Source organism: Allobosea sp. GW821-FHT03A12 (assembly GCF_058986765.1).
Map to the genome: position 1 here is coordinate 184,309 of NZ_JBYSVZ010000007.1, position 26,763 is coordinate 211,071.

Here is a 26,763-nt window from a genome sequence, read left to right on the forward strand (position 1 = left end):
CCTATTGGTACTCCGCCGCATCACGAGAAATGAAAGCGTTCAGCCCGCTCACATCGTCGAAGTAGTCAATCTCTAGCGGGTCCTCAGCGGAAGGCGGCGCAGCAGGATTATCCGGCAGGATAACGCGAGCGATACGCCCGTCTTGAAGGCAGACCGCCATCTCGTCACGAGCACGGCAGACGCCGATCACCGTAAAGCGCAAATCCAACAAGGCTTCGTTCGTAGGAAGGTATTTCCTTATCCAGTTCGCCAGCACCGCTTCGGTTTCATCAGTTTCGACAGGGTACCACGGCGGTAAGAATCGCACGGCAAATCGCATAGGGCTCTCGCATCACTACGCCAACAATACGCGCGGGCGTGTAAATTGCCACTACAGCGGTAGGTAGAACACTCCTCATGAAGCCAGGGGCATCCGCTCGTGGGGTGCCCTGCCGCAGAGCGCTCAATCAAATGCCCGCGCCCCGTTTCCGGAGCGCGGGCGCTTTTGAATCCTGCATCAACCGCTTAGCGCGTGAACTTCTTGTACTGGATGCGCTTCGGGATGGTGGAATCGATGCCCAGCCGGCGCTGCTTGTCTTCCTCGTAATCCTGGAAGTTGCCCTCGAACCACTCGACATGGCTGTCGCCCTCGAAGGCGAGGATGTGGGTCGCGATGCGGTCGAGGAACCAGCGATCGTGGCTGATGATCACGGCGCAGCCGGCATAGTCCTCCAGCGCCTCTTCCAGCGCGCGCAGCGTATCAACGTCGAGGTCGTTGGTCGGCTCGTCGAGCAGCAGGACGTTGGCGCCGGATTTCAGCATCTTGGCGAGGTGGACGCGGTTGCGCTCACCGCCCGAGAGCGAGCCGACCTTCTTCTGCTGGTCGCCGCCTTTAAAGTTGAAGGCCGAGCAATAAGCCCTTGAATTGATTTCTTTCTTGCCGAGATAGATGATGTCGTTTCCGCCCGAGATTTCCTCCCAGACATTCTTCTTGTCGTCGAGCGAGTCGCGGCTCTGGTCGACATAGCCAAGCTGGACGCTCTCGCCGATCTTGATCGTGCCGGCATCGGGCTTCTCGACCCCGGTGATCATCTTGAACAGCGTGGTCTTGCCGGCGCCGTTGGGACCGATCACGCCGACGATGCCGCCCGGCGGCAGCTTGAAGGTGAGCCCGTCGATCAGGAGCTTGTCCTGGAAGCCCTTCGACAGGTCCTCGAAATCGACGACGTTGTTGCCGAGCCGCTCGGCGATCGGGATTATGATCTGGGCTGTATCCGGCCCCTTGTTCGAGGCCTTCTGCACGAGCTCGTCATAGCGCTGGATACGGGCCTTGCTCTTGGCCTGGCGCGCCTTCGGCGAGGCGGCCATCCACTCGGCCTCACGCTCCAGCGTCTTCTGGCGCGAGACGTCCTCGCGGCCTTCCTGAGCGAGACGCTTCTGCTTCTGCACCGACCAGGCCGAGTAGTTGCCTTCGTACGGGATGCCCTGGCCGCGATCGAGCTCGAGGATCCAGCTGGTGACGTTGTCGAGGAAGTAGCGATCGTGGGTGACGATCAGGATCGCGCCCGGATAGGTCCGAAGGTGCCCTTCGAGCCAGGCGGTGGTCTCGGCATCCAGATGGTTGGTCGGCTCGTCGAGCAGCAGCAGCTCCGGCTGTTCCAGCAGCAGCTTGCAGAGCGCGACGCGGCGGCGCTCGCCGCCCGAGAGCTTGCCGACCTGCCAGTCGTCCGGCGGGCAGCGCAGCGCGTCCATCGCCTGGTCGACCTTGGAATCGAGATCCCACAGGCCCTTGGCCTCGATCTCGTCCTGGAGATTGGTCATCTCGTCCGCGGTCTCGTCCGAATAGTTCATGGCGAGCTCGTTGTAGCGGTCGAGGATCGCCTTCTGCGGGCCGACGCCGAGCATGACGTTCTCGCGGACGGTGAGAGTCTCGTCGAGCTTCGGCTCCTGCGGCAGGTAGCCGACGCGCGCGCCCTCGGCGACCCAGGCCTCGCCGGTCCACTCCTTGTCGAAGCCGGCCATGATCTTCAGCAGGGTCGATTTACCCGCGCCGTTGACGCCGAGCACACCGATCTTGGCGTCCGGATAGAAGGAAAGGTGGATGTCTTTCAGGACCTGCTTGCCGCCCGGATAGGTCTTCGACAGGCCGCGCATATGGTAGATGAACTGACGAGACATGGGGCGTGCGGGCTCCGCTTCGGACTGGGGCGCTGAGGCTTTCGGGAAACTGGCCGCTATGTAGCGACCGGCCGCCCTGCCCGCAACCATCATGGCCGCATGCTAGCCGGTGAAGATCGGTTTCAGCGCCGCCTTGTTCTCGACGATGAAGTCGAAGAAGGCCGCGATGCGCGGCGTATGCCTCAGATCGGGATGGGCCAGGATGCGCCAGCTCCGGGTGAGTTCCGGGATCGGGCCGAAAATCCGCACCAGCCCGTCATCCGCATCGCCGAGCGCCGTCGGCAACGGCCCGATTCCGACGCCGGACCTAACTGCCGAGACTAGGCCGAGCACACTGTTGTTACGCACCGCGAAATGCGCTCCCGGCGCGACATCGGCGAGCCAGGTCAACATGCGGTGCGAAGCGAGCGCGCTCTCCAGCCCGACCAGGGCATGCCGACCGAGATCGCCCAGCGTCGCCGGTCGGCCGTGGCGTTCGAGATAGTCGGGGCTGGCATAGATCGCCCAGAGCGACTCGGCGATCTTGCGCCCCACCAGCTCGTCATCGGTATCGCCGGAGCGGAAGGCGACATCCGCCTCGCCCTGCGAGAGATCGAGATAGCGGTCGCTGGTCACGAACTCGACGCGCAGCCTCGGATAGCGCAGCTGGAAGGCGTCGAGCAGCCCCGAGCCGACGATGCGCGGCACCAACGGCTCCGGGCAGGTCACGCGGACGACGCCGTCGAGATCGCGGGCCGTGTCGTCGAGATGCTGCTGCAGCTCGGCGACGGCGCGCGCCACCTTCTGCGCCAGCGGCAGGAGGCTCACCCCGTCCTCGGTCAGGCGATAGCCGGCGGGGTGCCGCACCACGAGGGCGCGGCCGATGCGCCGTTCCAGCTCAGCCAGCCGCCGCTGCACGGTGGATTGGCTGAGGCCGAGCGATCTTGCCGCCGCGATCATGCTGCGCTGCTCCGCGACGGCCAGGAAGGGCTTGAGGTCGTCCCAGTCGAACATGTCCCCGCCTCGCTTCGGGCGCCGCTCGGAAGGCGCAATCCTGCGCCCCCCCTCCCGGAAACCGCGGCTCCCGCAGATCCCCGGTAGGACCTACCCTCACGGAACATCGGCAGGATACCAGCCTCGAAACGGAAGGAAAATGCGATGCGCCCGTCGCTCTATCCGGCAGCCCTCCTCGTCGCGAGCCTCGCCCTCGGGCCAAGTGCCAGGGCTCATGACGAGGCCCTGACCAGGCCCAACCTCCTGCTGCGCCAGCTGGTCGACACGATGCCGCGCGATGCCTCGCAGGAGGTCCGCGTCATGAGCGCGACCTTCCAGCCCGGCAGCAGAACTGTCAGGCACAGCCATCGCTTTCCCGTGACGGTCTATGTCCTCGAAGGCGCGTTCACGCTCGAGCTGAAGGGGCAGCCGCCCTTGGTGGTCAAGGCTGGCGAGGCCTATGTCGAACCGCCGGGCGTCGAGATGACCGGCTACAATCGCAGCGCCGCCGAGCTGACCAAGGTGGTGATCTTCTATGTGAGCAGCCGCGACACGCCTTTCCTGGACCCGACCGAGTGAGATCGCCTGGAAGCTCAGCCCTCATCCTGAGGAGCCGCACCAGCGGCGTCGCGAAGGATGCTCCAGCTGGTTCCGGAGCATCCGCCCTCCATCGTCATCCCTGTTGACAGCCGAAGCCGACGGCTCCTTCGCCGCTTGCGGATCAATCATATGATGATATGATCTATGCATGGCTCGCCCCTCGAACTTCCATGCGCATCTCGTCGACCGGCTCGGCCGGGAGATCGTCTCTGGGCAGATCGGGCTCTCCGGCACGCTGCCGCGCGAGGATGAGCTTTGCGCGCATTTCGGCGTCAGCCGCACCGTCATCCGCGAGGCGACCAAGACGCTGCAGGCGCTCGGGCTGATCGTCACCGGCCCGCGCGTCGGCTCGCGGATCCAGCCCGTCTCGGCCTGGCGGCTGCTCGACCCGCAGGTGATGGGCTGGATGACCGATGCCGACATGGCGAGCGGCTTCCAGCGCGACCTGCTCGAACTCCGCGGCATGATCGAGCCGACCGCAGCCGGCCTCGCCGCCGAACGCGGCACCGACGAGCAGATCGCCGAGATCACCACGGCGATGGCGGCGATGACGGCGGCGGGCGACAAGCCCGGCCATCAGACAGCCGACTACCGCTTCCACGAAGCGATCCTCGAAGCGTCCGGCAACCTGCTGCTGATCCAGCTGAGGCCGATCCTGCAGGCCGTGCTGAAGGCTTCGTTCGGCCTCTCAATGCACGATCTCGGGCGCGCCCGGGCCTCGCTCGCGATCCACCGTGTCGTCACCGACGCCATCGTCGCCCGCGATCCGGAGGCTGCGCGCAGGACCATGGCCGACCTGATCGCCGTCGCCCGCGCCGACATGGAAAACGCCGCCCGCACCAAGACCGAGGCACCGCAGAGCGCCCGGACATCGACAACAACAGACCAACAGGAAACGTCCAATGCTGCGTCACGCCGAAAGGTGGGTCTTACGCGCGCTTGAGTTCAGCCTCGTCGCCCTGCTCGCCGGCATGGTGGTGATGGTGTTCGGCAATGTCGTGCTGCGCTATCTGTTCAACTCCGGCATCGACGTGTCGGAAGAATTGTCGCGCTATTTCTTCGTCTGGCTGACCTTCATCGGCGCCGTCGTGGTGATGCGCGAGAACGGCCATCTCGGCGTCGACAGCCTGGTCGGGGCGCTCGGCGACAAGGGCCGGCGCTTCTGCATGATGGTCAGCGACGCGATCGTGTTCATCTGCTGCCTGATGCTGCTCGAGGGCACCTGGAAGCAGCAGGCGATCAACGAGAGCGCCGTCGCCCCGGTCACCGGCATCAGCATGGCCTATGTCTACGGCGTGCTCTATTTCGCCGGCGCCGGCATCGCCCTGATCACGCTCGGCCGTTTGTTCCGGGCGCTGACCGGCAAGCTCGGCCCCTACGAGCTCGCCGAATTCGCCGGCGACTACAGCGCCAGCCCCTCGCACAATCTGAAGGGGCACCTGGAATGACCGTCGTCGTCTTCCTCGTCTCGCTCTGCGGAGCGATGGCGCTCGGCATGCCGATCGCCTTCTCGCTGATCGTCTGCGCGGTGGCGCTGATGCTCTGGCTCGGCGTCTACGACACCCAGATCATCGCGCAGAACATGATCATCGGCGCGGATTCCTTCCAGCTCCTCGCCATCCCCTTCTTCCTGCTCGCCGGCGAGTTGATGAATGCCGGCGGCCTCTCGAAGCGCATCGTCAATTTCGCGCTCTCGCTGGTCGGCCATCTCCATGGCGGCCTCGGCTATGTCGCGATCTTCGCGGCGATCATCATGGCCTCGCTCTCCGGCTCGGCCGCGGCCGACACCGCGGCGCTCGCCTCGATCCTGCTGCCGATGATGCGCAGCGCCGGCTACGATGTCGGCCGCTCCGCCGGCCTGATCGCGTCCGGCGGCATCATCGCCCCGATCATCCCGCCCTCGATCGGCTTCATCGTCTTCGGCGTCGCCGCCAATCTCTCGATCACCCGGCTCTTCCTCGCCGGCGTCTTCCCCGGCCTCTTGATCGGCCTGTCGCTGGTCATCGCCTGGTGGATCGTCTCCCGCCGCGACAAGATCACGGTGCTGCCGCGCAAGACCGGGGCCGAGCGCCTGAAGGCAACCTGGGACGGTTCGCTGGCCCTGCTGATGCCGATCGCGATCCTCGGCGGCATCCGCTTCGGCATCGTCACGCCGACGGAAGCGGCCGTGGTCGCCACCGTCTACGCGCTGATCGTCGGCATGTTCGTCTACCGTGAGCTGAAGCCGAGCGACCTCTACCGGGTGACGCTGCTGGCGGCGAAGACCACCAGTGCGGTGATGCTGCTCGTCGCCGCGGCCGTGGTCTCGGCCTGGCTGATCACGCAGGCCAACATCCCGGCCGAGCTGTCGTCGCTGCTCGAGCCCTTCATGGGCAACAAGACCGTGCTGATGATCATCATCATGCTGCTGGTCATGGTGGTCGGCACCGCGCTCGACTTCACCCCGACGGTGCTGATCCTGACGCCGGTGCTGATGCCGATCGTCAAGCAGGCCGGAATCGACCCGATCTATTTCGGTGTCCTCTTCATCATCAACAACGCCATCGGCCTGATCACGCCGCCGGTCGGCATCGTGCTCAACGTCGTCTGCGGCGTCGCCCGCGTGCCGATGAGCGCTGTGATGCGCGGCGTCTGGCCGTTCTTCATCGCCCAGTCGCTCGCGATGTTCCTGCTCGTGCTGTTCCCGCAGCTCGTGATGGTGCCACTCGCCTGGCTGAGCGGCCGTTAAAAGACCACCCGCCTGCCTTATCCGAAAACCCAAGAAGAGTTCAGTACAGGGAGTAGACAATGACCAGGACGACCCGCCTCCTCTCGCTCGTCGCCGGCGTCGCGCTCGCGGCTATCGCCGGCACCGCCCAGGCGCAAATCAAGGAGCGCAACATCCGCGTCTCCAACGGCATCAACGAGGACCATCCGGTCGGCAACGGCGTCGCCAAGATGAAGGCCTGCATGGCCGAGAAGTCCGGCGGCAAGCTCAAGCTCCAGGCCTTCTGGGGCGGCGCGCTCGGCGGCGACCTGCAGGCGACGCAGGCCCTGCGCGCCGGCACGCAGGAGATGGTGATCACCTCCTCCTCGCCGCTGGTCGGCATCATGCCCGAGCTCGGCGTCTTCGACCTGCCTTTCCTGTTCACCGACGAGAAGGAGGCCGACGCCGTGCTCGACGGCGCCTTCGGCAAGTACATCGCCGACAAGCTGCCGGGCTTCGGCGTGGTCAACCTCGCCTATTGGGAGAACGGCTTCCGCAATCTCACCAATTCGAAGCGGGCCGTGACCAAGGCCGAGGAGATGACCGGGCTCAAGGTCCGCGTCATGCAGAACAACATCTTCCTCGACAGCTTCAAGACCATGGGCGCTAATGCGACGCCGATGGCCTTCGGCGAGGTCTTCGCCGCGCTGGAGACCCATGCGATCGACGGCCAGGAGAACCCGCTCGTCACCATCGACACCTCCAAGCTCTACGAGGTCCAGAAGTACCTGACCCTATCCCGGCACGCCTATACGCCGTTCCTGATGCTCTATTCGAAGAAGCTCTGGGACCAGCTCTCGACCGAGGAGCAAAAGGTGCTGAGCGACTGCGCCATCGTCGGCCGCGACGAGGAGCGCAAGGTCTCGCGCGAGCTCAACGACAAGTCCCTCGCCAATCTCAAGGCCAAGGGCATGCAGGTCAGCGAGGTCAGCACCGAGGAGCTCGCCAAGATGCGCGAGAGCACCCAGGCCGTCTATCAGCGCCACCAGGCGACGATCGGCAAGGACACGATCGAGCGCATCCAGGCCGACCTCGCCAAGCTGCGCGGGAAGTAAGCCAGCCTTCCGACACCGTCATGGTCGGGCTTGACCCGACCATCTCGGAAACCAGGCCCTCTGGTCATGAGATTCTCGGGTCAAGCCCGAGAATGACGCCTGACCCGCGCCCCCTATCCACCAAATCCCGGACCACCGATGAAGATCACCGCCCTCGAAACCATCCGCCTCGCCGAGTTCGGCAACCTCGTCTGGGTGCGCCTGCACACAGATGACGGGCTCGTCGGCCTCGGCGAGACCTTCATGGGCGCGGCCGCGGTCGAGGCCTATCTGCACGAGAGCGTCGCGCCCAAGCTGATCGGCCAGGACCCGCTGCAGATCGAGGCCCGCAACGCCAGCCTGAACAATTACCTCGGCTGGCGCGGCTCGGGCGTCGAGACCCGCGGCAACTCGGCGGTCGACCTCGCGCTCTGGGACATCTACGGCAAGGCGATCGGCCAGCCGGTCTCGATGGCGCTTGGCGGCCGCTCCCGCGACACCATCCGCACCTACAACACCTGCGCGGGCTACAAGTACATCCGCGATGCTCGCGCCCAGAAGGTCGCGAACTGGCATGTCGGCGAGCAGGGCGGTCCCTACGAGGACCTCGAAGGCTTCCTCTACCGGGCCGACGATCTCGCGCATTCCCTGCTGGAGCAGGGCATCACCGGCATGAAGATCTGGCCCTTCGACATCGCCGCCGAGCGCACCGCCGGCTGGGACATCTCCCCCCAGGAGCTGAACACGGCGCTCGAACCCTTCCGCAAGATCAGGAAGGCGGTCGGCGACAAGATGGACATCATGGTCGAGTTTCACTCCCTGTGGAGCCTGCCCATGGCGAAGAAGCTGGCCGAACGCCTCGCCGAATTCGACACCTACTGGCACGAGGACCCGTTCCGCCTCGACAACGTCCAGGACCTCGGCGAATACGCCCGCCACTCCAAGGCCTGGGTCTGCGCCTCGGAGACGCTGGCCTACACCCATTCCTTCCGCGACTATCTCGAGACCAAGGCGGCCGGTGTCGTCATGCTCGACCTGTCCTGGTGCGGCGGCCTCTCGGAAGCGCGCAAGATCGCCGGCATGGCCGAGGCCTGGCACACTCCGGTCGCGCCGCATGACTGCACCGGCCCGGTGGTCTATGCGGCGTCGTGCCATTTCTCGCTGCATGCCCGCAACGCGTTGATCCAGGAATCGGTGCGCGCCTTCTACACCGGCTGGTACACCGAGCTCGTCACCGAGCTGCCGGCGATGAAGGACGGCATGATCACCGTCTCGGAAGCGCCCGGCCTCGGCCTCGAATTGCTGCCGGGGCTGGAGAAGCGCGCCGACGCGATCGTGCGGGTCAGCAAGGCCTGACGCTTCACAAACCCGCCAGCCGGCTTTTCGTGGTCCGGCTTTTGCGGGAAGCTCCCGGTGCACCAACTGCTCCGGGAGCCGACGATGACGGTTGCGACGATGCTATGGCGACTGGGGATCGCCGCCATCCTCGCAGCCGGGCTCGCCGCCCCAGCCCTCGCCCAGGCCAATGAGCCCGGCTGCCGGCCGGAAATGGCGAGCTATCGCCTGCCGATCCAGCGCGTGAACCTCGCCAAGGACGAGGTGAAGCTGACCTTCGTCGGCCACGCCACCTTCCTGATCGAGACGCCCGGCGGCGTGAAGGCAGCGACCGACTACAACGACTATGTCCGCCCGCCGGTGACGCCCGACATCGCCACGATGAACAAGGCGCATTCGACGCATTATTCGCGCGCGCCCGATCCCGCCATCAAGCAGGTGCTGCCGGGCTGGGACCCGTCCGGCAAGGGCGCCGCCCATCACGACGTCACGCTGGGCGACCTGCGCGTGCGCAATGTCCCGACCAATATCCGTACCTATGGCGGCGACACCGACTATGACGGCAACTCGATGTTCGTCTTCGAGATCGGCGAGCTCTGCATCGCCCATCTCGGCCATCTCCATCACCCGCTCGAGCCCGGACACCTGCGCGCGCTCGGCCGGGTCGACATCGTGCTCTTCCCGGTCGACGGCAGCTATACGCTCGACCAGCAGGGCATGCTGGAGGTGCTGAAAGCGGTGCAGGCCCGGGTGATGATCCCGATGCACTTCTTCGGCGGCGGCACGCTCAATCGCTTCCTGTCGCGCTCGCAGGACCTCTGGCCGGTCGAACGACGCGACCGGCCGGAGATCGTGCTGTCGAAGGCGACGCTCCCGGCCAAGCCGACGATCATCGTCCTGCCGGGGCATTGAGCCTCAGGTGTTCACCCCGCCATCGATCGCGATCCCCGCACCGGTGATGAACCGCCCTTCCTCGCTGGCGAGATAGGCGATCAGGCCGGCGATGTCCTCGGCCTTGCCGAAGCGCGGGATCGCCATGCGCAGGCGCTGCGGCTCGGCATGGTCGCCATCGGCCGGGTTCATGTCGGTGTCGGTCGAGCCGGGATGGACGACGTTGACGGTGATGCCGCGCGGCCCGAGATCGCGGGCGAGGCCCTTGGTGAAGCCGATCAGCGCCGCCTTGCTCATCGCATAGAGCGCGATCCCCGGCTCCATCACCCGCTCGGCGAGGCACGAGCCGGTGGTGATGATCCGCCCGCCATCGGGCAGGTGCTTCGCCGCCGCCTGCGAGGCGACGATCACCGCCCGGACATTGACGGCGATGACCTTGTCGATCTCGTCGAGGCCCCAGCTGCCGACCTCGCCATAATGCCAGATGCCGGCATTGTTCACGAGGATGTCGAGCCCGCCGAGCTCGGCCACCGCCTTGTCGACGGCAGCCGTCAGCGCCGCCGCATCGGCACTGTCCGCTTGCAGGACGATGGCCTTGCGGCCGAGCGCCCGAATCTGGCCTGCTACGGCCTCGGCCTTGTCGCGGGCGTGCTCATAGGTCAGCGCCACATCCGCCCCGTCCTGCGCCAAACGGAGCGCCGTCGCCGCGCCGATGCCGCGGCTGCCGCCGGTCACCAGGGCCTTCTTGCCTGCGAGTTTCGTCATGGGCCACCATATCTGTAGTGATTGATACAGATATCGATGCCTCGCTTGCCTCTGAGCGTCAAGCGATTTATTTATCGGTCGTTACAGAAAGGTGGTAACCATGGCCGAACGAGGCCGCCCACGCGCCTTCGACCGGGCTGAAGCCCTGCAGAAGGCCATGTTGCTGTTCTGGGAGAAGGGCTTCCAGGGCGCCTCGATGAGCGAACTCACCGCGGCGATGGGCATCAATGCACCCAGCCTCTACGCCTGCTTCGGCAGCAAGGAGGCGCTCTATCGCGAGGCGCTAGCGCTCTACGAGTCAGGCGATGGCGCCGAGCTAGCGGCTGCGATCGCCGCCGCGCCGACCGCGCGCGAGGCGATCGAGGTCTACCTGATGCGCTCGGCCGCCCTGTTCAGCCGCCCCGACAAGCCGGCGGGCTGCATGGTCGTGCTCTCCGTCGTCCATGCCACTGGCACGAGCGAAGAAGCTGGCCGCGCCCTGCGCGATGCCCGCGGAGAGATGCAAGGCGTGATGGAAGCGCGCCTGCGGAGCGACATCGCCCGCGGAGAGTTGCCCGCAAGCTGCGATCCGCCGGCGATCGCCGCCTTCTACTCCACGGTGCAGCAGGGCATGTCGATCCGAGCCCGCGACGGCGCCAACCGCGCCGAGCTCGAAGCGGTGGCGCAGGGCGCGATGGCGGCCTGGGCCGGCCTGACGGGTGCATAGGCCTGACGTTGCGACCACCCACGGCATCAGCTTAACCCCTTGCTCAGCCTGATCCGAGGCTTTGCTGGGCAGCGCCGGCTTTCTCGGGCACGCTCATGCCCAGCCATGGAGCCTGGCATGATCCGTTCTCTCGCCATCGCCGCTCTCGCCTTGGTCTTGCTGCCGGTGAGCGCCGAAGCCGCCAAGTTTCGCTTCGGCGGCAGCCGTTCGCACCCGACGCACACGAGCCAAGGCGGCTCCCATGTCGTGGTCACGCCGACCCTGCGCAGCCGCCAGAGGGAGAGTGCAGCGGCGAACCGGCCGCTGCCCATTGCGACGCCGACCGCCATCGCTACGGCTGACGCAGCCGACCTGCGCGGCGGGCAATCGGCGGAGCCACGCATCTGGTGCCGCTCGCAGGTGGTCGTCGGCGGCTTCTGCGTCCTGAACTGATCCCGGCTCAGGCGGCGTCCGGCCTATCCGCGACCTGCATCGCCCGCCAGCGTCCGGGCGATTGCCCATAGGCCTTGCGGAAATGCCGGGTCATATGGCTCTGGTCGGCAAAGCCGCTGACGGCCGCCGCCTCGGCCAGCGCTTCGCCCCGGCGGATCAGCAGCCTTGCCCGCTCCAGCCGGCGCATCACCAGATAATGATGCGGGCTGGTGCCATAGCGGCGGCGGAATTGCCGCGCCAGCGCATAGCGATCGAGCCCGGTGACCACCTCCAGCATACTGGAATCGATCGTCTCGTCGCGGCTCTCGCTCAGGAAATCGCGTGCCTGTTCGCAGGCCCGCATCGCCGACGTCTCCGCACTGTTCAGCGCGCAGGACGGGTCGAGCTTGAGCAGCGCCTCGGCCAGCGCCCCGACCGCGGCATCGCGTTCCAGCGGCTCCAGCCCATGCTCGACATCTCCGAGCAGGCCGACGAGCGCGCGCATCAGGCTGCCGTCGCGGCAGACGGCATTGCCGATGAACGGCATCGTGCTGGCCCGCCCGGCGAGCGCCGCCATGATCAGCCCGGGCTCGACATAGGCCATGCGATAGCGGAAGCCGTCTTCGATCCCGGCCCGGCCGTTATGCAGCTCGTCCGGATGCAGCACGATCAGGTCGCCCGGCGTCGAATCGCGCTGCGCGCCGCGATAGTCGAAGCTCTGCACCCCACTGATCGTGTAGCCGATCGCATAGGTGTCGTGCCGGTGCGTGTCATAGGCATGGCCGCTGAAGAAGGCCTCGATCCGCTCGATGCCCTCGCCATCCGGCGCCGTGCGGATCCAGTCGCCGGGCAAGGCGACCGCGCACGAACGTTCAAGACCGGCCGGCTGGCCGGGCTTTATCGCTGTGGGCATGCGCTTCGACACCAAGATTGCCATCATCGTCCATGACGAGCTCGCCGCCTGGCAGAAGCTCAATGTCACCGCGTTTCTGTCCGGAGGGTTGGTCGCCGCCGCGCCGGACCTCGGCGGCCAAGCTTACCGCGACGGCTCCGGCAAGGTCTACGGTCCGCTGGTACGCCAGCCGATCCTGATCTTCGCCGCAACCTCTGCCGACCTCACCCGCGTCTTGCGGCGGGCTAGCGATGCCGGGCTGACGCCCTCGCTCTATACGCGGGAGCTGTTCGCGACCGGCCATGACGAGGCCAATCGCGCCGCGGTCGAGGCTGTCGCGACCGACGCGCTCGACCTCGTCGGCATCGCGCTGCACGGCGAGCGCAAGGCGGTCGACAAGGCGATCAAGGGGCTGAAGCTGCATCCGTAGGGCGGCGGCAGTCCCCTCTCTCCTTGCGGGAGAGGGTTAGGGTGAGGGGTCGCGCGACCTATCCGTCATGCTCGCCCTTGTGGCGAGCATCCACGTCTTGAACACCGCACTCGTCACAGGAAGACGTGGATGGTCGGGACAAGCCCGACCATGACGATGAAGCGTCGCGCGACCCCTCATCCGGCGCTGCGCGCCACCTTCTCCCGCAAGGGGAGAAGGGAAGAACACCGCCCTCACCCGGTCCGCGCCGGCCGTCCTTCCAGCGGATAGGCCGGATCGCTGTAGCCCGGCGTCGAGGGATGGCCCGCAGGCACAAGGCTGTCGACCAGCGCCTCGTCTTCGGCGGTGAAGTCGGCCGACAATGCCGAGAGATAGCCCTGCCATTGCTCCATGGTGCGCGGCCCGGCCACCGCCGCGGTCAGGAGCTTGTTGTTCAGCACCCAGCGGACCGCGAACTGCACCGGCGTCAAGCCGCGCGCCGCGGCATGGTCGCGGATCGTACGGGCGATCACCAGCGATTCCTCGCGCCATTCCGTCTGCATCAGGCGCTTGTCGGCACGGCCGGCGCGGGTGCCTTCCGGCGGCGCCTGGCCGGGCTCGTATTTCGCCGTCAGCACGCCGCGCGCCAGCGGCGAATAGCTGGCGACGCCGAGCCCGTAATAGCTGCAGGCCGGCAGGTGCTCGACCTCCGGCATGCGGTTCATCGCGTTGTAATAGGGCTGGCTGACCACCGGCCGGTCGATGCCGAGCTCGTCGCAGAGCCGGCAGATCTCGGCGACGCGCCAGCCGCGATAGTTCGAGACGCCGAAATAGCGGATCTTGCCGGCCCGCACGAGGTCGCCGATCGCCCGGATCGTCTCGGCGAGCGGCGTCTCGTGGTCTTCCTTGTGCAGGTAGTAGATGTCGATGAAATCGCTGCCGAGCCGCTTCAGGCTGGCATCGCAGGCTTCGAGCAGCCACTTGCGCGAGAGCCCGCGCTGGTTCGGCCCCTCGCCCATCGCGTTCGCCGCCTTGGTCGCCAGCACCCAGCCATGGCGGTTGCCGGCGATGGCGCGGCCGGTGATCTCCTCCGAGCGCCCCTCGGCATAGGCATCCGCCGTGTCGATGAAGTTGATCCCGGCGGCCGCGGCATTGTCGATGATGGCGCGCGCATCGGCCTCCTCGGTCTGTGCGCCGAACATCATCGTGCCCAGGCAGAGCGGCGAGACCTTGAGGCCGGAACGGCCGAGTGCGCGGTAGTCCATGACGATCTCTCCTGAGCAGGCGGGCAAACCTGCCGCAGAGCCGGCGCTGGCACCAGCGCAGCTGACGCAACGCTGCCCGGCGCAAGAGAATCCTTAACATTTCGTGCCAGGCTTCTTGGATGGCAGCCATCCCGTCTGATCCGGCGCAGCTCGCGGCGCTCATCAAGAGCCGGAATCTCGCGACCCTGCTCGCGACGATGACCGGCAATGGCGGCCTCGCCGCCGGCAAGACGGTCGAGGCCAAACTCGTTGCGCTCGACGACGACGGCAACGCCACCGCCCTCGTCAACGGCGTCAAGGTCGCTCTCGTGCTCGCCGGCCCCGAGGCCAGGCAGGCGGCGCTGCAGCCAGGCGCCAGCCTGACGCTCAAGCTCACCGCGCCAGCCGAGCCAGGTGCACCGCTGCAAGCGACACTGGTCGGCATTCGTCCGGCTCAGGCAGGCAACCCCAATGCTCCGGCACCGGCCGGACAGCCGACGGTGGGCACGATGCCAGCGGCTCCACAGCCGGCCCAGACGGCAACTCCAGCCAGCATTGCCGCCGCAACTGCCCAGTCATCGACCGCCCCCGCTGCCTTGCAGGTAGGGCGCACGCCGACCGCCAGCGCCGCGCCGGTTGCCTCTCAGACCGTGCCCGCTTCCCCCCGCACAATCGCCGGCCCCCTGCTCGGCACGGCACTTGGCCGGCAGGACAGCCTCGCTCCGCTCTTCGCCAATCTTGGCAGCCTGGCACAGGGCTCGGTCGCGCTGACCTTGCCGAAACCGCTGATGGCCCTGGTCGACCAGATCCTCGCCCAGCGCCTGCCGACCACTGAGGCGAGACCCGTCACGGCCGAGGCGCTGAAGGCAGCCGTAGCCCGCTCCGGCGTCTTCCTCGAAGCCAGGCAGGCGGCGGGAGAAGCGCCGACACCGCAGACCGACCTCAAGGCGGCCTTGCAAAGCCTGCGCGATCTGCTGAAGCCCGCGGTCGAGGGCGCGCCCACCGCGAGACCGCCGCTTCCCGGCGAGACCACGACGGAGGCCACACCGCAGCCCGGGCGCCCGGCCATGCGCAGCACGCCGGAACAGGATGCCGCCGCATCGACACCGGCCAAGGCACGCCCTGCCCCGCCGCGCGACGGCCTGCTGACGCCGCAGCCCGCTGCCGAGCCGAGCCTCAACAGCGCCGCGCGGCCCGCCACCATCGCACAGGCGCTGTTCGGTCAGGCCGAGGCGGCGCTCGACCGCATCGCGCTCAGCCAATACGCCTCCCTGCCGCAGGAAGCCGCGCGCCTCGACCAGCAGCCGCCGGCGCGCTGGCTGACCGAAATCCCGCTTGCTCTGCCGAACGGCACCGCCGTGCTGCCGCTCGAGATCGAGCGCGATCCGCCGCAATCCGGCTCGGCGACGCCCGACGCGCCGCTCTGGCGCGTGCGCTTCGCGCTCGATGTCGAGCCGCTCGGCGCCTTGCAGGGCGTGGTGACGCTGCAGGGCCGCGCCATCGGCGTCTCCTTCTGGGCCGAGCGCGAGGACACCAGCCGCCTGCTGCGCCAGGCGACGCCCGACCTGGAGACTTCGCTGCTCCGGTCGCGTTTCGACAGCGCCGAATTCGAGGTCTTCACCGGCCACCCGCAAAAGGCCAAGGCGGCCGCCGGCCAGTTCCTGGATCGGCGCTCATGACCCAGCCTCTGCCGCTGCCGCTCGCCGTCGCACTCGAATATGACGGCCAGGGCGCGCCGCGCGTCACCGCCAAGGGCCATGGCGTCGTCGCCGAGAAGATCATCGAGACCGCGCGCGAGCACGACATCGCGATCGAGCAGAACGCCGCCCTGGCGCAGGCGCTCTCGGCCGTCGAGCTCGAAGACAGCATCCCAGAGGAGCTTTATCTCGCCACGGCGCAGGTGATCGCCTTCGTGCTCGGCCTGCGCCGCCGTGGTGGCCCATCGCGCCCATGACCGCTCCGATCGCGGTCCGCCGCCTGCCGGCCGGGACCTATGGCACTGCTTACGCCGAAGCTTTCGCCGATCTCTGCCAGCGCGCCGAAGCGCCCAATCTGCATATGGCGCCGGCCGCCGTCGCGGCGGCGCTGAGTTTCGGCATCGCGAGCGACGACATCGTCATCCTCGCGGCGCTGGAGCAAGGCGATGAGCGCCTGCTCGGCCTCTGGGCGCTGCGCCGGACGCGCAGCCTTCACAGCGGCCTCGTCCCGGTTCTCGAAGCACCGCTGGTTCCGCTCTATGAGGTGTCCTCCGCCCCGGTGCTAGATCGCGAGCGCGCACATGACGTCGCCGCGGCGCTGATCACCACGATCGTCGAAGCACCCGATCTGCCGAAGGTCCTGAAACTGCCCCTGCTGCCCATGTCCGGCAGCGTCTTTGCCGCGATAGAAGCTGCGCTAGCGACGACCGGGAGCACGATCGCGACCTTCGAGCGCTGGCAGCGGCCGATGCTGATCCCGGAACCTGGCGACGACGCCGAGCGCTATCTGCGCCGCGCCCTCGACCAGGGCTACAAGAAGCGGATGCAGCAGCACCGTCAGCTTGAGAAGGCCGGCGCCCTCGCCTACCAGCGCCAGCGCGGCGCTGACGCCGTCGCCGCGCTGGACGAGTTCCTGGCTCTGGAAGCCGCCGGCTGGAAAGGCCGCAGCGGCACCGCCCTCGCCAGCCTGCCACAGCACAGCGCCTATATCCGACAGATCGTCAGAAACTTCGCTGCCATCGACGCGGTCCGCATCGATCTATTGCGACTTGACCACGCCCCCATCGCCGGCGGGCTCTTGCTCGACTTCGCCGGCCAGTCGCATTTCCTCAAGATCGCCTATGACGAGGGCAAGGCCCGGCTCTCTCCCGGCCGGGCACTGGCGATTGAGATGCTCCGGGCCGATTTCGCCGCCGGTCTCCCCTTTCGGCTCGACAGCGGCGCCGGCGACCGGGTCGATCCGTCCGCCTATCCCTGGGGCGAGCGCCAGGAGATGGCGAATGCGATCGTCGCCCTCGCCGGCCATTCCGCCGCCCTGCCCCGGCTCGCCGCGACGGCGCGCATGAGCCTCAGGCGCTGGCGCGACCGCAGCCCGCGTTGACCGGGGCCGCAAGCTGCTCGATAGACATCTCCAGCAACAGCGCGACTGGCGCGAGGAGGATCATGCGCGTTCTGGTGACGGGGGCTGCCGGCTTCATCGGCAATGAGACAGCCCGGGTTCTGCTCGAACGCGGCGACGAGGTCGTCGGCATCGACAATCTCAACGACTACTACGATCCCGCCTTGAAGCAGGCGCGGCTCGCCCGCCTCGACGGCCACAACCGCTTCAGCTTCGAACAGCTCGATCTCGCCGACCGCGACGGCATGGCCAAGCTTTTCGCAGAAGGGCACTTCGAGCGCGTCGTCCATCTCGGCGCCCAGGCCGGCGTGCGCTTCTCGATCGAGAATCCGCAGGCCTATCTCGATTCCAACCTCACCGGCTTCGGCCATGTGCTGGAGGGCTGCCGGCGGGGCGGCGTCGAGCACCTGGTCTACGCCTCGTCGAGCTCGGTCTATGGCGCCAACACCCGCACGCCCTTCCGCGTCGAGGACAATGTCGACCATCCGGTCAGCCTCTACGCCGCGACCAAGAAGGCGAATGAGGGCATGGCCCATGCCTACGCCCATCTCTACGGGCTGCCGACCACGGGCCTGCGCTTCTTCACCGTCTACGGCCCCTGGGGCCGGCCCGACATGGCGCCGATGATCTTCACCCGGAAAATCCTGGCCGGCGAGCCGATCGAGGTTTTTAACGAGGGCAAGCACGAGCGCGACTTCACCTATGTCGACGACATCGTCGAAGGTGTCGTGCGCGTGCTCGATCAGGTCGCCGCGCCCGATCCGGCCTGGTCGAGCGACGAGCCCGGCCCCGCCACCTCCTCGGCGCCCTGGCGGCTCTACAATATCGGCAATTCCGACCCGGTGCCGCTGATGGCGTTCATCGCCACAATCGAGCAGGCGCTCGGCAAGAAGGCGGTGATGGAGATGAAGCCGCGCCAGCCCGGCGACGTCCTGCGCACAGCCGCCGATGTCTCGGCGCTGGAGGCGGCGGTCGGCTTCCGCCCGCACACGCCACTGGCCGACGGCATCGGGCGCATGGTGCGCTGGTATCGCGATTTCTACCGCGTCTGAGGATCAGCCATGGCATCCCCCGCGAAGATCGGCATCGTCACCGTTTCCGACCGCGCATCGGCCGGCGTCTATGCCGATGAGGGCGGCCCGGCCATCCTCGACTATTTCAGCAAGGCGCTGACCAGCCCCTGGCAAGCGATCACCCGCGTCATCCCCGACGAGCGCGCCGGCATCGCACAGACGCTGACCGAGCTCGCCGACAAGGAGGGCTGCTGCCTGATCGTCACGACGGGCGGCACCGGCCCGGCCCCGCGCGACGTCACGCCTGAGGCGACCGAAGATGTGATCGACAAGCTGATGCCGGGCTTCGGCGAATTGATGCGCCAGGTCAGCCTGACCAAGGTCCCGACCGCGATCCTTTCGCGCCAGCTCGCCGGCATCCGCGGCAAGGCACTGATCGTCAACCTGCCCGGCCGCCCGCGCGCCATCGCCGAATGCCTGGACGCGGTGATGCCCGCGATCCCCTACTGCATCGACCTGATCGAGGGCCCCTATCTGGAGACCGACCCGGCTGTCATCGTCGCGTTCCGACCGGGGCAGAAGCCGAAAGGGTGAACGATACCTCGACCGATACCACCCGCCTCTCCTTATGAGCGTTTATCGGATGGTAGCTTCGCTGCTGTAGGACTAGGTGGACCAGTTTCCGCCGGAAAACCGACATGGCTGCAAAGATCGTCCCTCTCATCATGGCCGGCGGCTCCGGCACCCGCCTCTGGCCGCTCTCGCGCGACACCATGCCCAAGCAGTTCATCGCGCTGCTGGACGATGGTCTCTCGACCTTCCAGGCGACGCTGCAGCGCCTGATGGATCCGGCCTTCGGTGCGCCGATCGTCATCACCAACAACGACTTCCGCTTCGTCGTCGCCGAGCAGATGCTGGCGCTCGGCATCAAGGGCGAGATCGTGCTGGAGCCCGAGCGGCGCGATTCCGCCGCGGCGATTGCGGTCGGCACGGTCATGGCCGGCAAGCGCGATCCGGAAGCCGTCTGCGTCGCGCTCGCCTCCGACCATGTCGTCGGCGATGCCGAGGCCTTCCGCCAGGACTGCAAGCGCGCCGCCGGCCTGGCCGCGACCGGGCTGATCATGACGCTCGGCATCAAGCCGACCCATCCCTCGACCGCGTATGGCTATCTCGCCCCCGGCGAGGCGCTGTCGGAACCGGGCGCCAATCGCCTCTCCCGCTTCGTCGAGAAGCCGAAGCTCGATGTCGCCGAGAAATACGTCGCCGAAGGCTATCTCTGGAACAGCGGCAACTTCCTGTTCTCGGCCAAGACCATGCGCGACGAGCTCTCGCGCCACGCCCCCGCCGTGCTGTCGGCCGCCGAGGCCGCGGTCGACAAGGCGACGCGCGATCTCGACTTCCTGCGGCTCGATCCCGAGAGCTTCGGCAAGGCGACCAAGATCTCGATCGACTATGCCGTGATGGAGCGCACCGCCCATGCCGGCATGCTCGCCGCCTCCTTCGACTGGTCGGATGTCGGCTCCTGGGATTCGATCCATGCGATCAAGCCGCAGGACGGCGATGGCAATGTCCTGGAGGGTCCGGCGGTCGCGCTCGACACGCGCCGCTCGCTGATCCGCAGCGAGGAGGTGCTGACCACCGTGGTTGGGCTCGACGACGTCGTCGTGGTCTCGACCCGCGATGCCGTGCTCGTTGCCTCGATGGCCGCAGCCGGCAAGGTCAAGACCCTGGTCGAGCAGATGAAGGCGGACGGGCGCCCAGAGGCCAGCGAGCATCTGCGCATCTACCGGCCCTGGGGCTGGTATCAGCGCATCGACATCGGCAGCCGCTTCCAGGTCAAGCACATCCACGTCAAGGAAGGCGGCCAGCTCAGCCTGCAGAAGCATTTCCACCGCGCCGAGCACTGGGTCGTGGTCCGCGGCACCGCCGAGGTCACGCTCGACGGCACCGTCCGCTTCGTCCACGAGAACGAGTCGGTCTACCTGCCGATCGGCTGCACCCACCGGCTGAAGAACCCCGGCAAGATCGGGCTGGAGCTGATCGAGGTCCAGGTCGGCAGCTACACCGGCGAGGACGACATCGTCCGCATCGAGGACATCTACGCGCGCAGTTGAGGGTGAGCGCCGCATCGTCATTGCGAGCGCAGCGAAGCAATCCAGGAGCAGCAGAACTCGACGTCCCCCTGGATTGCTTCGTCGCTATGCTCCTCGCAATGACGAGAAGGCTCAGTCCTTCGCCAGTTCCTGCCCGATCGCGCGGATCAGCTCCGGCGAGAGCGGGTCCGTCCGCGAGCTGAAGCTGCCGACCAGGCTGCCATCCCGGCCGATCAGGTATTTGTGGAAGTTCCAGCTCGGCAACTCGCTCGGGCGCTGGTTCGCCGCCCAGCGATAGAACGGATGCGCATCGGGCCCGCGCACCACGTTCTTCTGGGTGATCGGGTAGTTCGCGCCATGGCTCTGGCGGACGGCTTCGGCGATCGCCGCGCCGTCGAGCGGCTCCTGCCCGCCGAAATCATTGCTCGGCACGGCGATCAGGACGAGGCCGCGCTCGCGATAGCGCTCCCAGAGCTGCTCCAGCCCGGCGAATTGCCCGGCGAGCCCGCACTGCGTCGCTGTGTTGACGATCAGGATCGGCTTGTGGCGATAGGCCGAGAGCGGGATGCGCCCGCCTTCCGCCCGGTCGAAGCTGAAGGCGTAGGCATTGCTCTCTCCCTGCGCGGCGAGCGCCGGAGCAGCCGGTGCGAGCGCGAGCAAGGCGAGGATCTGGCGGCGATGGAAACGCATGGGCAAGCTCCGCGATGCTGCGAGGCTAAGGCCGATCAAGCCTACTCGCAAAGTAAGATATCCGCGAGCGAAAACGAAAAACGCCCCGGCACGGGCCGAGGCGTCGATCGTTTTCGCAGGAGCGACGGCCGTTCAGCAGGCCAGCACCTTCTTCACGCGCACCTCGAGATCGCGCAATTCATAGGGCTTCACGACATAATGGTCGGCGCCGTTGCTGGTCGCCTCGTCCATCTTGTCGACCGAGCGCTCCGAGGTCGCCATGATGATCTTGATCTGGTTGAGCTCCGGCACCGAGCGGATGGCACGCAGCAGGTCGATGCCGCTCATCCCGTCCATGTTCCAGTCGAGCAGCAGCAGGTCATAGCGCTTGACCTGCATCTTCATCAGGGCCTCGCGGGCGTTCTCCGCCTCGTCGATGTCCTGGAACTCGATCTGCTTGAGGAAATAGGTGGCAAGGCCGCGCATGCTCTTCTGGTCGTCGACCACGAGGATGCGGTAGTCGCTTCTCGCCTTTGACATGGCACTCTCCTAGAGCATCGGACCGAAAAGTGGATTCCACTTTTCGGAGGAATCCGATGCGATAACAATGTGATAGATCATCGTGACCGCGTCCGTTCGGACGCGCGATGATCTATGCGGTGCGCTGCTGCGGGCGCTCGCCCAGCAGTCCCGCGATGGCGCCTCCGATCTGGTCGAGCGGTACGACCCGTTCGGCGGCGCCCAACTCGAACGCGGCTTTCGGCATCCCGTTTACCACACAGGTCTCGCCACTTTGGATTAACGTCGCAGCGCCGGCTTTGCGCATGGCTAACAAACCGTCAGCGCCATCGCGGCCCATGCCGGTGAGCAGCACGCCGATCGCATGCGCCCCGAGCGCACGGGCGACCGAATGGAACATCACGTCGACCGATGGGCAGTGCCCGCTGACCAGCGGCGCCTCCTTGAGATGGCAGATGAGCTCGCCACGGCGCTCCTCGATCTCCAGATGCCTGGAGCCGCCCGGCGCCACCACCGCCATGCCCGGCCGCAGCCGGTCGCCGTCGCTGGCCTCGCGCACGTCGAGCCCGGTCGCGGCCGAGAGCCTAGCTGCGAACTTGGCGGTGTAGCCGGCCGGCATGTGCTGAACGACTGCAATCGGCAGGCGCAGATGCGCGGCGTCGCGCATCACGGTCTGCACCGCCGGCACGCCGCCGGTCGAGGCGCCGATCGCGATCAGCGAAACCTTGCCGTGATTGGCTGGCGCAGGAGACGCCACTGCCGGCCTGACCGGCGCAGCCACCGCCGGCCGCTGCTGGGCCGCAAGCCCCTTGGCGGCGGCGAGCATCCGCCGGCTGGCCGAGGCGCGCTGCAGCGCTGCGGCGACATGCTTCATGAAGCCTTCGAGCGTATGCGTCGCCCCGTCCGGCTTCTCGATGAAGTCGATTGCGCCGAGTTCCAGGGCCTGGATGGTGTTGTCGGCACCCGGACCGCCGAAGGCCGAGACGATCAGCACCGGCAGCGGGTCCTGCTTCAGCACCCGGGCGAGAAGCTTGAGGCCGTGGCGGCCGGGCAGTTCGAGATCGAGCGTCAGGATGTCGGGCCTGAGCTCCTGGATCGCGTCCCAGCCCTCCTCGGCGCTGCCGGCGACGCCGATCACCTGGAATCCAGGCGTCGAGTTGATGATCTGCGTCATCAGCTTCTGCATCAGGATGGAATCGTCGACGACGAGGACCTTCACCGGGCCGGCGGACGAGGTCAGCGGACTCATCACCAGATCTCCACTTCACCAGCCACCGGCTGGGTCTTGAGGCGGTTGAGGTAGGCGATTTCCTGCTCGCGCTCGGGATCGCGCGCTGCCTGCTGGACGTGCTGGACCCAGGCGCGGCCGGTCGAAGGCTGGTAGTGGATGCGGCGCGAGCGGGTGCCGCCGACATCCCTGGATACCACCGGAATGCCCTCGCGGGCGAGGAACTCGTTGACGAAGGTGATGTTGCCCTCGCCGATCGCCAGCATGGTGGCGCCGGAGAGCACGCGCGCCCCGCCGAAGACCTTGGCCTCGAAATGGTTGCGCCGGCCACCACGCTTCAGCAGGCCGTTGATCAGCACTTCCATGGCGGTGTCGCCATAGCGCTCGCCGGCGCTGGCGTCGCTGCCGCCATTATTCTTCGGCAGCAGGAAATGGTTGAGGCCGCCGACGCCGACCTGCGGATCGCGCATGCAGACCGAGACGCAGGAGCCGAGCACGGTGGCGACGATCTCGTCCTTGGCCGAGGTGATCTCGTGCTCGCCCGGCGCAACCGTGATGATGGTCGCTTCGAAGCGCGGGTCGAAATAGCGCCGCGAGGATCGGGTCAGGCTCATGGCGTGCGCTCGTAGATGGTGCGGCCGATCAGCCTGAGCTGGGGATGCGGCTGCGGCAGGGATTCGGAGTGGCCGAGATAGAGAAAGCCGCCCGGCTGCAGCAAAGCGACATAGCGGTCGAGGATCGCGGCCTTGGTCGGCGTGTCGAAATAGATGAAGACGTTCCGGCAGAAGATCACGTCGAACGGCCCCTTCATCGGCCAGCGCTCGATCAGGTTCAGCCGCTTGAAGGCGATCAGCCGCTTCAGGTCCTCGGCGATGCGGGCTTCGCCGCGGGAACTCTGGCCTTCCAGCCGCAGCAGGGGGCGCAGATCCGCCGGCAGCCGGTCGAACTGCTCGGAGGGATACTGTCCGGCCGCCGCCCGGTCGAGGATGTCGGTGTCGATGTCGGTCGCCAGGATCTTGAAGTCGAGATCGCTGCGATGGCCGATCACGTCGCGTGAGATCGCCGCGGCACTGTAGGGCTCCTCGCCCGAGGAACAGGCCGCCGACCAGATCCGGATGCGTCCGCGCCGCCCGGCCCGCTCCTGGATCAGGCGCGGCAGCACGTCCTTGCGCAGATGGTCGAAATGGTGGCGCTCGCGGAAGAAGGCGGTGTGGTTGGTGGTGACCGCGTTGATCAACTCGGGGATTTCGTCGACCGCCGCCGCCGTGCGCAAATAGGCGCAGTATTCCGCGATTGAGCCAAGGCCGAGCACCTTGACGCGCCGCGCCAGACGCCCGCGCGCCATCGCCTCCTTGTGCTCGCGGATGACGATGCCGGCATGCTCGTAGACGAGCTTGGCCACCAGGGCCATGTCGTCCCGGCTCAGCGTCGTGTCCGACTGGACGGGTTGTGGCGCAAGCATGCTCATGCCCTGCAAAACCAATCAGTGTTCCGCCCACTCATCCATCCGGCCGCCACCGGCGACGCGGCGGCGTGGAGTGACGGGGCGGGCTTCGGTGAGACGATAATCTTGACGGGTCTGTACGCGGCGTGGCTCGCCCGGCGCCGGCAGCGGGCGCGTGTGGGCCGTCGGCCGCTCGAAGTGGAAGACGTCGGCGAGCTCGCGCAGCGCCTGCGTCTGCTCGGCGAGGCTGGCGGCCGCGCCGGCGCTCTGCTCGGCGAGCGCCGCGTTCTGCTGGGTCGCCTCGTCCAGCGCCGCGACGGAACGGCTCATGGCGGCGATGTCGCCGGCCTGCCCGGCGCTCGCCTGCGAGATCTCCGACACCGTCGCCGAGACCTGCTCGACCGCCGTGACGATCTTGCCGAGCGTCTCGCCGGTCCGGCGCACCAGGCGCACGCCTTCTGCGACCTGCGCATTTGAATTGGCGATCACGCCCTTGATGTCTTTCGCCGCCGTGGCCGAGCGCTGCGCCAGTGTGCGCACCTCGCTTGCGACCACCGCGAAGCCCTTGCCAGCTTCGCCTGCCCGCGCCGCCTCGACCGCGGCGTTCAGCGCCAGCAGGTTGGTTTGGAAGGCGATGCCGTCGATCACGGTGACGATCTCGGCGATGCGCGCCGAGGATTGCTCCATCCGCCCGATCGCCGCGATCGTCTCGGCGACGGCCTCCTGCCCGCTCCCCGCCACCGCCATCGCCTCGCCGGCAAGCTCGGTCGCAGCGCGCGAGCGGCCGGCGCTCCCAGTGATCGAGGCCGCGAGCTGTCCGGTGGTCGCGGCCGTCCGTTCCAGGCCCATGGCCGATTGCTCGGTGCGCCCGGCAAGATCGACCGCGCCCGCCTTGATCTCGACCGCCGTCGCCGCGACATGGGCCGCCGCCAGCTGGATGCCGGAGACGGTTTGCGTCAGCCGCGCCAAGGTCTGGTTGAGTCCGGCCTTCAGCTCGCCGAGCCGTCCGTCATAGGCGCCGTCGATGCGCCCGGTCAGGTCGCCTTCGCTGAGCCCTGCCAGCACGTCGGCGAACTCGTCGGTGGCGGCCTCGACGATCGCGTTGATCTCGTTGACGCCCTCGGCGATGCGCTGCAGCGCCTCCGGCTTGCCGGCGAGCGGTACGCGCCGGGAGAAATCGCCCTCGGCCGCGGCGGCAACGACGGCCGCAACCTCGTCGGCAGCGCGCATTTCCTCGGTCAGCTCGCGCCATTCGATGGTCGAGCCCAGCCTCTGGCCGTCGGGCTGCGCCGTGATGGTCAGCGTCAGCGCGACCATGCGCCTGCCGAGCGCGACGCGCATGGTGCGCGCTTCGGGGACACCTTGCGGGCCGGCGAACAGCTCCAGCACCTTGCCCAGCATGTCCTTGGCCGAGACGCCCGGGAAGGCGGCGCGGAAATCCTCCTGCGCCCCGCTGAAAAAGGCGAGCAGCGACTTGTTGACGTAGACGACCTGCCCTCTGGCGTCACAGACCATGACCGCGGTACGGCAGCCGTCGAGCGCAGCCTTGATCCGCGCCGACTCGATCGAGCTTTCCTGGACCTGGCGCAGCGCCCGCGAGAGCTCGCCGATCTCGTCGCGGCGGGTCAGCGCCGGCATCGCGCCGGGCGCGCCTTCCGAGAGCTTCTCCATGCCCTCGCGCAGCGCCGTGACCGGCCGTGCCAGCGAACGGGCTGCGAACCAGCCGAGGCCGGCGGCGAGAGCGACGCCGGCGACACCGAACGGCAAGGCGGTACCGGCAAAGCCCGACAGCGCCGCTTCGACCTGCTGGCTGGACAGGCCGAGGGCGCCGAGCCGGGCGGTTGCGCTCTGCTGGACCGCGTATGCGACGAGCCCGCCCGAAACGGCAGCGCCGCCGGCGAACAGCGCCGGCAGCTTGACCGAGAGTTTCGAGAAGGCGCCCAGCTGAGTCATCGGTTCTTTTTGTCTCTCAGGCGTTCCTGGCCATCATTCGACATTCCGGCTGGGCGCTGCCGGGCAAGGCCGACGACGCTCAGGCGACGCGCAGTTGCTTGTCCTGGTTGTCGCCGCCGTCGCGGATCACCGCGGCGAGGTCGAGCAAGGCGACGATCTCGGTATCGAGCAGGACGAGGCCCTCGATCAGCCCGTGCTCGTCGCGCTCGAGGTCTGGCGCCGGGCGCACCGCGCTGACCGGCACGTCGACGATGTCCGAGACCGAGTCGACCAGGAGACCGGCGGTCTTGTCCTCGACGTCGACGACGACGATGACATGGGTCGCGGTCGCTTCGGTGGAGCCGAGCCCGATCGCGGTGCGCAGGTCGTAGACCGCCAGGATCACGCCGCGCAGGTTGAGCACGCCGCGCACATGCGGGGCCGCATGCGGCAGCGGCGTCGTCGCCTGCCAGCCCTTGATCTCGCGGACCATGCCGACATCGATGCCGAAGGTGCGGTCGCCGACCCGGAAGGTGACGATCCGGCGCGCAGCGGACTCAGGCTGCGCCGAGGTGAAGTGCTTTTCGCTGAGCTGCAGGGACATGGT

At 67.5% G+C, this 26,763-nt stretch carries 29 protein-coding genes; 16 read left to right on the forward strand and 13 right to left on the reverse strand.

The features are described 5' to 3' along the window. Position 1 precedes the first annotated feature (1 nt). From AC3WLC_RS26100 to AC3WLC_RS26110, 3 genes are all read right to left on the reverse strand, one after another. On the reverse strand, positions 2-319 hold the full coding sequence (locus AC3WLC_RS26100) for a hypothetical protein (RefSeq protein ID WP_493686817.1): 318 nt from the start codon (positions 317-319) through the stop codon (positions 2-4). 185 nt (positions 320-504) lie between these two features. Then, positions 505-2,157: an energy-dependent translational throttle protein EttA gene (gene ettA, locus AC3WLC_RS26105; RefSeq protein WP_493686818.1), complete on the reverse strand. Its 1,653-nt coding sequence runs from the start codon at positions 2,155-2,157 to the stop codon at positions 505-507. 102 nt (positions 2,158-2,259) lie between these two features. Then, positions 2,260-3,150 carry a LysR family transcriptional regulator gene (locus AC3WLC_RS26110; protein WP_493686819.1) on the reverse strand — a complete coding sequence of 297 codons (891 nt, stop codon included), beginning with the start codon at positions 3,148-3,150 and terminating at the stop codon, positions 2,260-2,262. 144 nt (positions 3,151-3,294) lie between these two features. On the opposite strand from AC3WLC_RS26110, the gene AC3WLC_RS26115 reads away from it, so the two are divergent. The 7 genes from AC3WLC_RS26115 (at position 3,295) to AC3WLC_RS26145 (ending at position 9,756) form a co-directional block, all read left to right on the forward strand. Beyond that, positions 3,295-3,708 carry a cupin domain-containing protein gene (locus AC3WLC_RS26115; protein WP_493686820.1) on the forward strand — a complete coding sequence of 138 codons (414 nt, stop codon included), beginning with the start codon at positions 3,295-3,297 and terminating at the stop codon, positions 3,706-3,708. A 169-nt stretch (positions 3,709-3,877) separates the two neighbouring features. After that, the gene (locus AC3WLC_RS26120; RefSeq protein WP_493686821.1) at positions 3,878-4,672 is read left to right on the forward strand and encodes a FadR/GntR family transcriptional regulator; all 795 of its coding nucleotides are present in this window, start codon (positions 3,878-3,880) and stop codon (positions 4,670-4,672) included. Beyond that, on the forward strand, positions 4,632-5,177 hold the full coding sequence (locus tag AC3WLC_RS26125; protein ID WP_493686822.1) for a TRAP transporter small permease: 546 nt from the start codon (positions 4,632-4,634) through the stop codon (positions 5,175-5,177). The genes AC3WLC_RS26120 and AC3WLC_RS26125 overlap by 41 nt, the downstream gene beginning before the upstream one ends. After that, positions 5,174-6,457, forward strand: coding sequence for a TRAP transporter large permease (locus AC3WLC_RS26130; protein ID WP_493686823.1), 1,284 nt, complete (start codon positions 5,174-5,176; stop codon positions 6,455-6,457). The genes AC3WLC_RS26125 and AC3WLC_RS26130 overlap by 4 nt, the downstream gene beginning before the upstream one ends. 59 nt (positions 6,458-6,516) lie before the next feature. Then, complete coding sequence (locus tag AC3WLC_RS26135; protein WP_493686824.1) at positions 6,517-7,530, forward strand: TRAP transporter substrate-binding protein; 1,014 nt, start codon at positions 6,517-6,519, stop codon at positions 7,528-7,530. A gap of 138 nt (positions 7,531-7,668) precedes the next feature. After that, complete coding sequence (locus AC3WLC_RS26140; protein ID WP_493686825.1) at positions 7,669-8,865, forward strand: mandelate racemase/muconate lactonizing enzyme family protein; 1,197 nt, start codon at positions 7,669-7,671, stop codon at positions 8,863-8,865. Between the two features lie 84 nt (positions 8,866-8,949). Next, entirely contained in the window at positions 8,950-9,756 is an 807-nt protein-coding gene (locus AC3WLC_RS26145) for an MBL fold metallo-hydrolase (RefSeq protein WP_493686826.1), read from the forward strand. A gap of 3 nt (positions 9,757-9,759) precedes the next feature. Here the strand turns inward: AC3WLC_RS26145 and AC3WLC_RS26150 are convergent, their stop codons facing one another. Continuing rightward, positions 9,760-10,500, reverse strand: coding sequence for an SDR family NAD(P)-dependent oxidoreductase (locus tag AC3WLC_RS26150; RefSeq protein WP_493686827.1), 741 nt, complete (start codon positions 10,498-10,500; stop codon positions 9,760-9,762). A 100-nt stretch (positions 10,501-10,600) separates the two neighbouring features. On the opposite strand from AC3WLC_RS26150, the gene AC3WLC_RS26155 reads away from it, so the two are divergent. Further along, positions 10,601-11,206 (forward strand): TetR/AcrR family transcriptional regulator, encoded by a 606-nt coding sequence (locus AC3WLC_RS26155; protein ID WP_493686829.1) that lies wholly within the window; start codon positions 10,601-10,603, stop codon positions 11,204-11,206. A gap of 117 nt (positions 11,207-11,323) precedes the next feature. Beyond that, positions 11,324-11,638, forward strand: a complete 315-nt coding sequence (locus tag AC3WLC_RS26160; RefSeq protein ID WP_493686830.1) for a hypothetical protein — start codon at positions 11,324-11,326, stop codon at positions 11,636-11,638. 7 nt (positions 11,639-11,645) lie between these two features. Here the strand turns inward: AC3WLC_RS26160 and AC3WLC_RS26165 are convergent, their stop codons facing one another. Further along, the gene (locus AC3WLC_RS26165) at positions 11,646-12,530 is read right to left on the reverse strand and encodes an AraC family transcriptional regulator (RefSeq protein ID WP_493686831.1); all 885 of its coding nucleotides are present in this window, start codon (positions 12,528-12,530) and stop codon (positions 11,646-11,648) included. Here AC3WLC_RS26165 and AC3WLC_RS26170 point away from each other — a divergent pair. Continuing rightward, the gene (locus AC3WLC_RS26170; RefSeq protein ID WP_493686832.1) at positions 12,529-12,939 is read left to right on the forward strand and encodes a DUF2000 family protein; all 411 of its coding nucleotides are present in this window, start codon (positions 12,529-12,531) and stop codon (positions 12,937-12,939) included. The two genes, AC3WLC_RS26165 and AC3WLC_RS26170, sit on opposite strands and share 2 nt — an antisense overlap. A gap of 233 nt (positions 12,940-13,172) precedes the next feature. On the opposite strand, the gene AC3WLC_RS26175 is transcribed toward AC3WLC_RS26170, so the two are convergent. Beyond that, on the reverse strand, positions 13,173-14,183 hold the full coding sequence (locus tag AC3WLC_RS26175) for an aldo/keto reductase (RefSeq protein WP_493686833.1): 1,011 nt from the start codon (positions 14,181-14,183) through the stop codon (positions 13,173-13,175). 119 nt (positions 14,184-14,302) lie between these two features. Between AC3WLC_RS26175 and fliK the strand changes: the two genes are divergently transcribed. The 6 genes from fliK to AC3WLC_RS26205 all read left to right on the forward strand — a co-directional run bounded on the left by fliK (position 14,303) and on the right by AC3WLC_RS26205 (position 20,385). Next, positions 14,303-15,841 (forward strand): flagellar hook-length control protein FliK, encoded by a 1,539-nt coding sequence (gene fliK / locus AC3WLC_RS26180; RefSeq protein ID WP_493686834.1) that lies wholly within the window; start codon positions 14,303-14,305, stop codon positions 15,839-15,841. Continuing rightward, complete coding sequence (locus AC3WLC_RS26185; protein ID WP_346358569.1) at positions 15,838-16,116, forward strand: EscU/YscU/HrcU family type III secretion system export apparatus switch protein; 279 nt, start codon at positions 15,838-15,840, stop codon at positions 16,114-16,116. Before fliK ends, AC3WLC_RS26185 begins: the two co-directional genes overlap by 4 nt. Then, on the forward strand, positions 16,113-17,240 hold the full coding sequence (locus AC3WLC_RS26190) for a GNAT family N-acetyltransferase (RefSeq protein ID WP_493686835.1): 1,128 nt from the start codon (positions 16,113-16,115) through the stop codon (positions 17,238-17,240). The genes AC3WLC_RS26185 and AC3WLC_RS26190 overlap by 4 nt, the downstream gene beginning before the upstream one ends. Positions 17,241-17,302: 62 nt before the next feature. Further along, positions 17,303-18,310, forward strand: coding sequence for an NAD-dependent epimerase (locus tag AC3WLC_RS26195; protein ID WP_493686836.1), 1,008 nt, complete (start codon positions 17,303-17,305; stop codon positions 18,308-18,310). Positions 18,311-18,319: 9 nt separating this feature from the next. Continuing rightward, the gene (mog, locus tag AC3WLC_RS26200) at positions 18,320-18,865 is read left to right on the forward strand and encodes a molybdopterin adenylyltransferase (protein WP_493686837.1); all 546 of its coding nucleotides are present in this window, start codon (positions 18,320-18,322) and stop codon (positions 18,863-18,865) included. Positions 18,866-18,969: 104 nt separating this feature from the next. Beyond that, positions 18,970-20,385, forward strand: coding sequence for a mannose-1-phosphate guanylyltransferase/mannose-6-phosphate isomerase (locus tag AC3WLC_RS26205; protein WP_493686838.1), 1,416 nt, complete (start codon positions 18,970-18,972; stop codon positions 20,383-20,385). Between the two features lie 111 nt (positions 20,386-20,496). On the opposite strand, the gene AC3WLC_RS26210 is transcribed toward AC3WLC_RS26205, so the two are convergent. The 7 genes from AC3WLC_RS26210 to AC3WLC_RS26240 form a co-directional block, all read right to left on the reverse strand. After that, on the reverse strand, positions 20,497-21,054 hold the full coding sequence (locus AC3WLC_RS26210; RefSeq protein WP_493686839.1) for a glutathione peroxidase: 558 nt from the start codon (positions 21,052-21,054) through the stop codon (positions 20,497-20,499). A gap of 132 nt (positions 21,055-21,186) precedes the next feature. Continuing rightward, on the reverse strand, positions 21,187-21,573 hold the full coding sequence (locus tag AC3WLC_RS26215) for a response regulator (RefSeq protein ID WP_291679682.1): 387 nt from the start codon (positions 21,571-21,573) through the stop codon (positions 21,187-21,189). 112 nt (positions 21,574-21,685) lie between these two features. Continuing rightward, on the reverse strand, positions 21,686-22,801 hold the full coding sequence (gene cheB / locus AC3WLC_RS26220) for a chemotaxis-specific protein-glutamate methyltransferase CheB (protein WP_493686840.1): 1,116 nt from the start codon (positions 22,799-22,801) through the stop codon (positions 21,686-21,688). Continuing rightward, entirely contained in the window at positions 22,801-23,394 is a 594-nt protein-coding gene (locus AC3WLC_RS26225) for a chemoreceptor glutamine deamidase CheD (RefSeq protein ID WP_377008577.1), read from the reverse strand. Before AC3WLC_RS26225 ends, cheB begins: the two co-directional genes overlap by 1 nt. Then, complete coding sequence (locus AC3WLC_RS26230; protein ID WP_493686841.1) at positions 23,391-24,248, reverse strand: CheR family methyltransferase; 858 nt, start codon at positions 24,246-24,248, stop codon at positions 23,391-23,393. The genes AC3WLC_RS26225 and AC3WLC_RS26230 overlap by 4 nt, the downstream gene beginning before the upstream one ends. 15 nt (positions 24,249-24,263) lie before the next feature. Continuing rightward, positions 24,264-26,177, reverse strand: a complete 1,914-nt coding sequence (locus AC3WLC_RS26235) for a methyl-accepting chemotaxis protein (protein WP_493686842.1) — start codon at positions 26,175-26,177, stop codon at positions 24,264-24,266. Between the two features lie 79 nt (positions 26,178-26,256). Further along, on the reverse strand, positions 26,257-26,760 hold the full coding sequence (locus AC3WLC_RS26240) for a chemotaxis protein CheW (protein ID WP_057190852.1): 504 nt from the start codon (positions 26,758-26,760) through the stop codon (positions 26,257-26,259). Positions 26,761-26,763 lie beyond the last annotated feature (3 nt).

Excerpts from the sequence above, each read along its gene's own strand:
- AC3WLC_RS26100 (WP_493686817.1), bottom strand. The coding sequence starts at position 319 with ATGCGATTTGCCGTGCGATTCTTACCGCCGTGGTACCCTGTCGAAACT.
- ettA (WP_493686818.1), bottom strand. The coding sequence starts at position 2,157 with ATGTCTCGTCAGTTCATCTACCATATGCGCGGCCTGTCGAAGACCTAT.
- AC3WLC_RS26110 (WP_493686819.1), bottom strand. The coding sequence starts at position 3,150 with ATGTTCGACTGGGACGACCTCAAGCCCTTCCTGGCCGTCGCGGAGCAG.
- AC3WLC_RS26115 (WP_493686820.1), top strand. The coding sequence starts at position 3,295 with ATGCGCCCGTCGCTCTATCCGGCAGCCCTCCTCGTCGCGAGCCTCGCC.
- AC3WLC_RS26120 (WP_493686821.1), top strand. The coding sequence starts at position 3,878 with ATGGCTCGCCCCTCGAACTTCCATGCGCATCTCGTCGACCGGCTCGGC.
- AC3WLC_RS26125 (WP_493686822.1), top strand. The coding sequence starts at position 4,632 with ATGCTGCGTCACGCCGAAAGGTGGGTCTTACGCGCGCTTGAGTTCAGC.
- AC3WLC_RS26130 (WP_493686823.1), top strand. The coding sequence starts at position 5,174 with ATGACCGTCGTCGTCTTCCTCGTCTCGCTCTGCGGAGCGATGGCGCTC.
- AC3WLC_RS26135 (WP_493686824.1), top strand. The coding sequence starts at position 6,517 with ATGACCAGGACGACCCGCCTCCTCTCGCTCGTCGCCGGCGTCGCGCTC.
- AC3WLC_RS26140 (WP_493686825.1), top strand. The coding sequence starts at position 7,669 with ATGAAGATCACCGCCCTCGAAACCATCCGCCTCGCCGAGTTCGGCAAC.
- AC3WLC_RS26145 (WP_493686826.1), top strand. The coding sequence starts at position 8,950 with ATGACGGTTGCGACGATGCTATGGCGACTGGGGATCGCCGCCATCCTC.
- AC3WLC_RS26150 (WP_493686827.1), bottom strand. The coding sequence starts at position 10,500 with ATGACGAAACTCGCAGGCAAGAAGGCCCTGGTGACCGGCGGCAGCCGC.
- AC3WLC_RS26155 (WP_493686829.1), top strand. The coding sequence starts at position 10,601 with ATGGCCGAACGAGGCCGCCCACGCGCCTTCGACCGGGCTGAAGCCCTG.
- AC3WLC_RS26160 (WP_493686830.1), top strand. The coding sequence starts at position 11,324 with ATGATCCGTTCTCTCGCCATCGCCGCTCTCGCCTTGGTCTTGCTGCCG.
- AC3WLC_RS26170 (WP_493686832.1), top strand. The coding sequence starts at position 12,529 with ATGCGCTTCGACACCAAGATTGCCATCATCGTCCATGACGAGCTCGCC.
- AC3WLC_RS26165 (WP_493686831.1), bottom strand. The coding sequence starts at position 12,530 with ATGCCCACAGCGATAAAGCCCGGCCAGCCGGCCGGTCTTGAACGTTCG.
- AC3WLC_RS26175 (WP_493686833.1), bottom strand. The coding sequence starts at position 14,183 with ATGGACTACCGCGCACTCGGCCGTTCCGGCCTCAAGGTCTCGCCGCTC.
- fliK (WP_493686834.1), top strand. The coding sequence starts at position 14,303 with ATGGCAGCCATCCCGTCTGATCCGGCGCAGCTCGCGGCGCTCATCAAG.
- AC3WLC_RS26185 (WP_346358569.1), top strand. The coding sequence starts at position 15,838 with ATGACCCAGCCTCTGCCGCTGCCGCTCGCCGTCGCACTCGAATATGAC.
- AC3WLC_RS26190 (WP_493686835.1), top strand. The coding sequence starts at position 16,113 with ATGACCGCTCCGATCGCGGTCCGCCGCCTGCCGGCCGGGACCTATGGC.
- AC3WLC_RS26195 (WP_493686836.1), top strand. The coding sequence starts at position 17,303 with ATGCGCGTTCTGGTGACGGGGGCTGCCGGCTTCATCGGCAATGAGACA.
- mog (WP_493686837.1), top strand. The coding sequence starts at position 18,320 with ATGGCATCCCCCGCGAAGATCGGCATCGTCACCGTTTCCGACCGCGCA.
- AC3WLC_RS26205 (WP_493686838.1), top strand. The coding sequence starts at position 18,970 with ATGGCTGCAAAGATCGTCCCTCTCATCATGGCCGGCGGCTCCGGCACC.
- AC3WLC_RS26210 (WP_493686839.1), bottom strand. The coding sequence starts at position 21,054 with ATGCGTTTCCATCGCCGCCAGATCCTCGCCTTGCTCGCGCTCGCACCG.
- AC3WLC_RS26215 (WP_291679682.1), bottom strand. The coding sequence starts at position 21,573 with ATGTCAAAGGCGAGAAGCGACTACCGCATCCTCGTGGTCGACGACCAG.
- cheB (WP_493686840.1), bottom strand. The coding sequence starts at position 22,801 with ATGAGTCCGCTGACCTCGTCCGCCGGCCCGGTGAAGGTCCTCGTCGTC.
- AC3WLC_RS26225 (WP_377008577.1), bottom strand. The coding sequence starts at position 23,394 with ATGAGCCTGACCCGATCCTCGCGGCGCTATTTCGACCCGCGCTTCGAA.
- AC3WLC_RS26230 (WP_493686841.1), bottom strand. The coding sequence starts at position 24,248 with ATGAGCATGCTTGCGCCACAACCCGTCCAGTCGGACACGACGCTGAGC.
- AC3WLC_RS26235 (WP_493686842.1), bottom strand. The coding sequence starts at position 26,177 with ATGACTCAGCTGGGCGCCTTCTCGAAACTCTCGGTCAAGCTGCCGGCG.
- AC3WLC_RS26240 (WP_057190852.1), bottom strand. The coding sequence starts at position 26,760 with ATGTCCCTGCAGCTCAGCGAAAAGCACTTCACCTCGGCGCAGCCTGAG.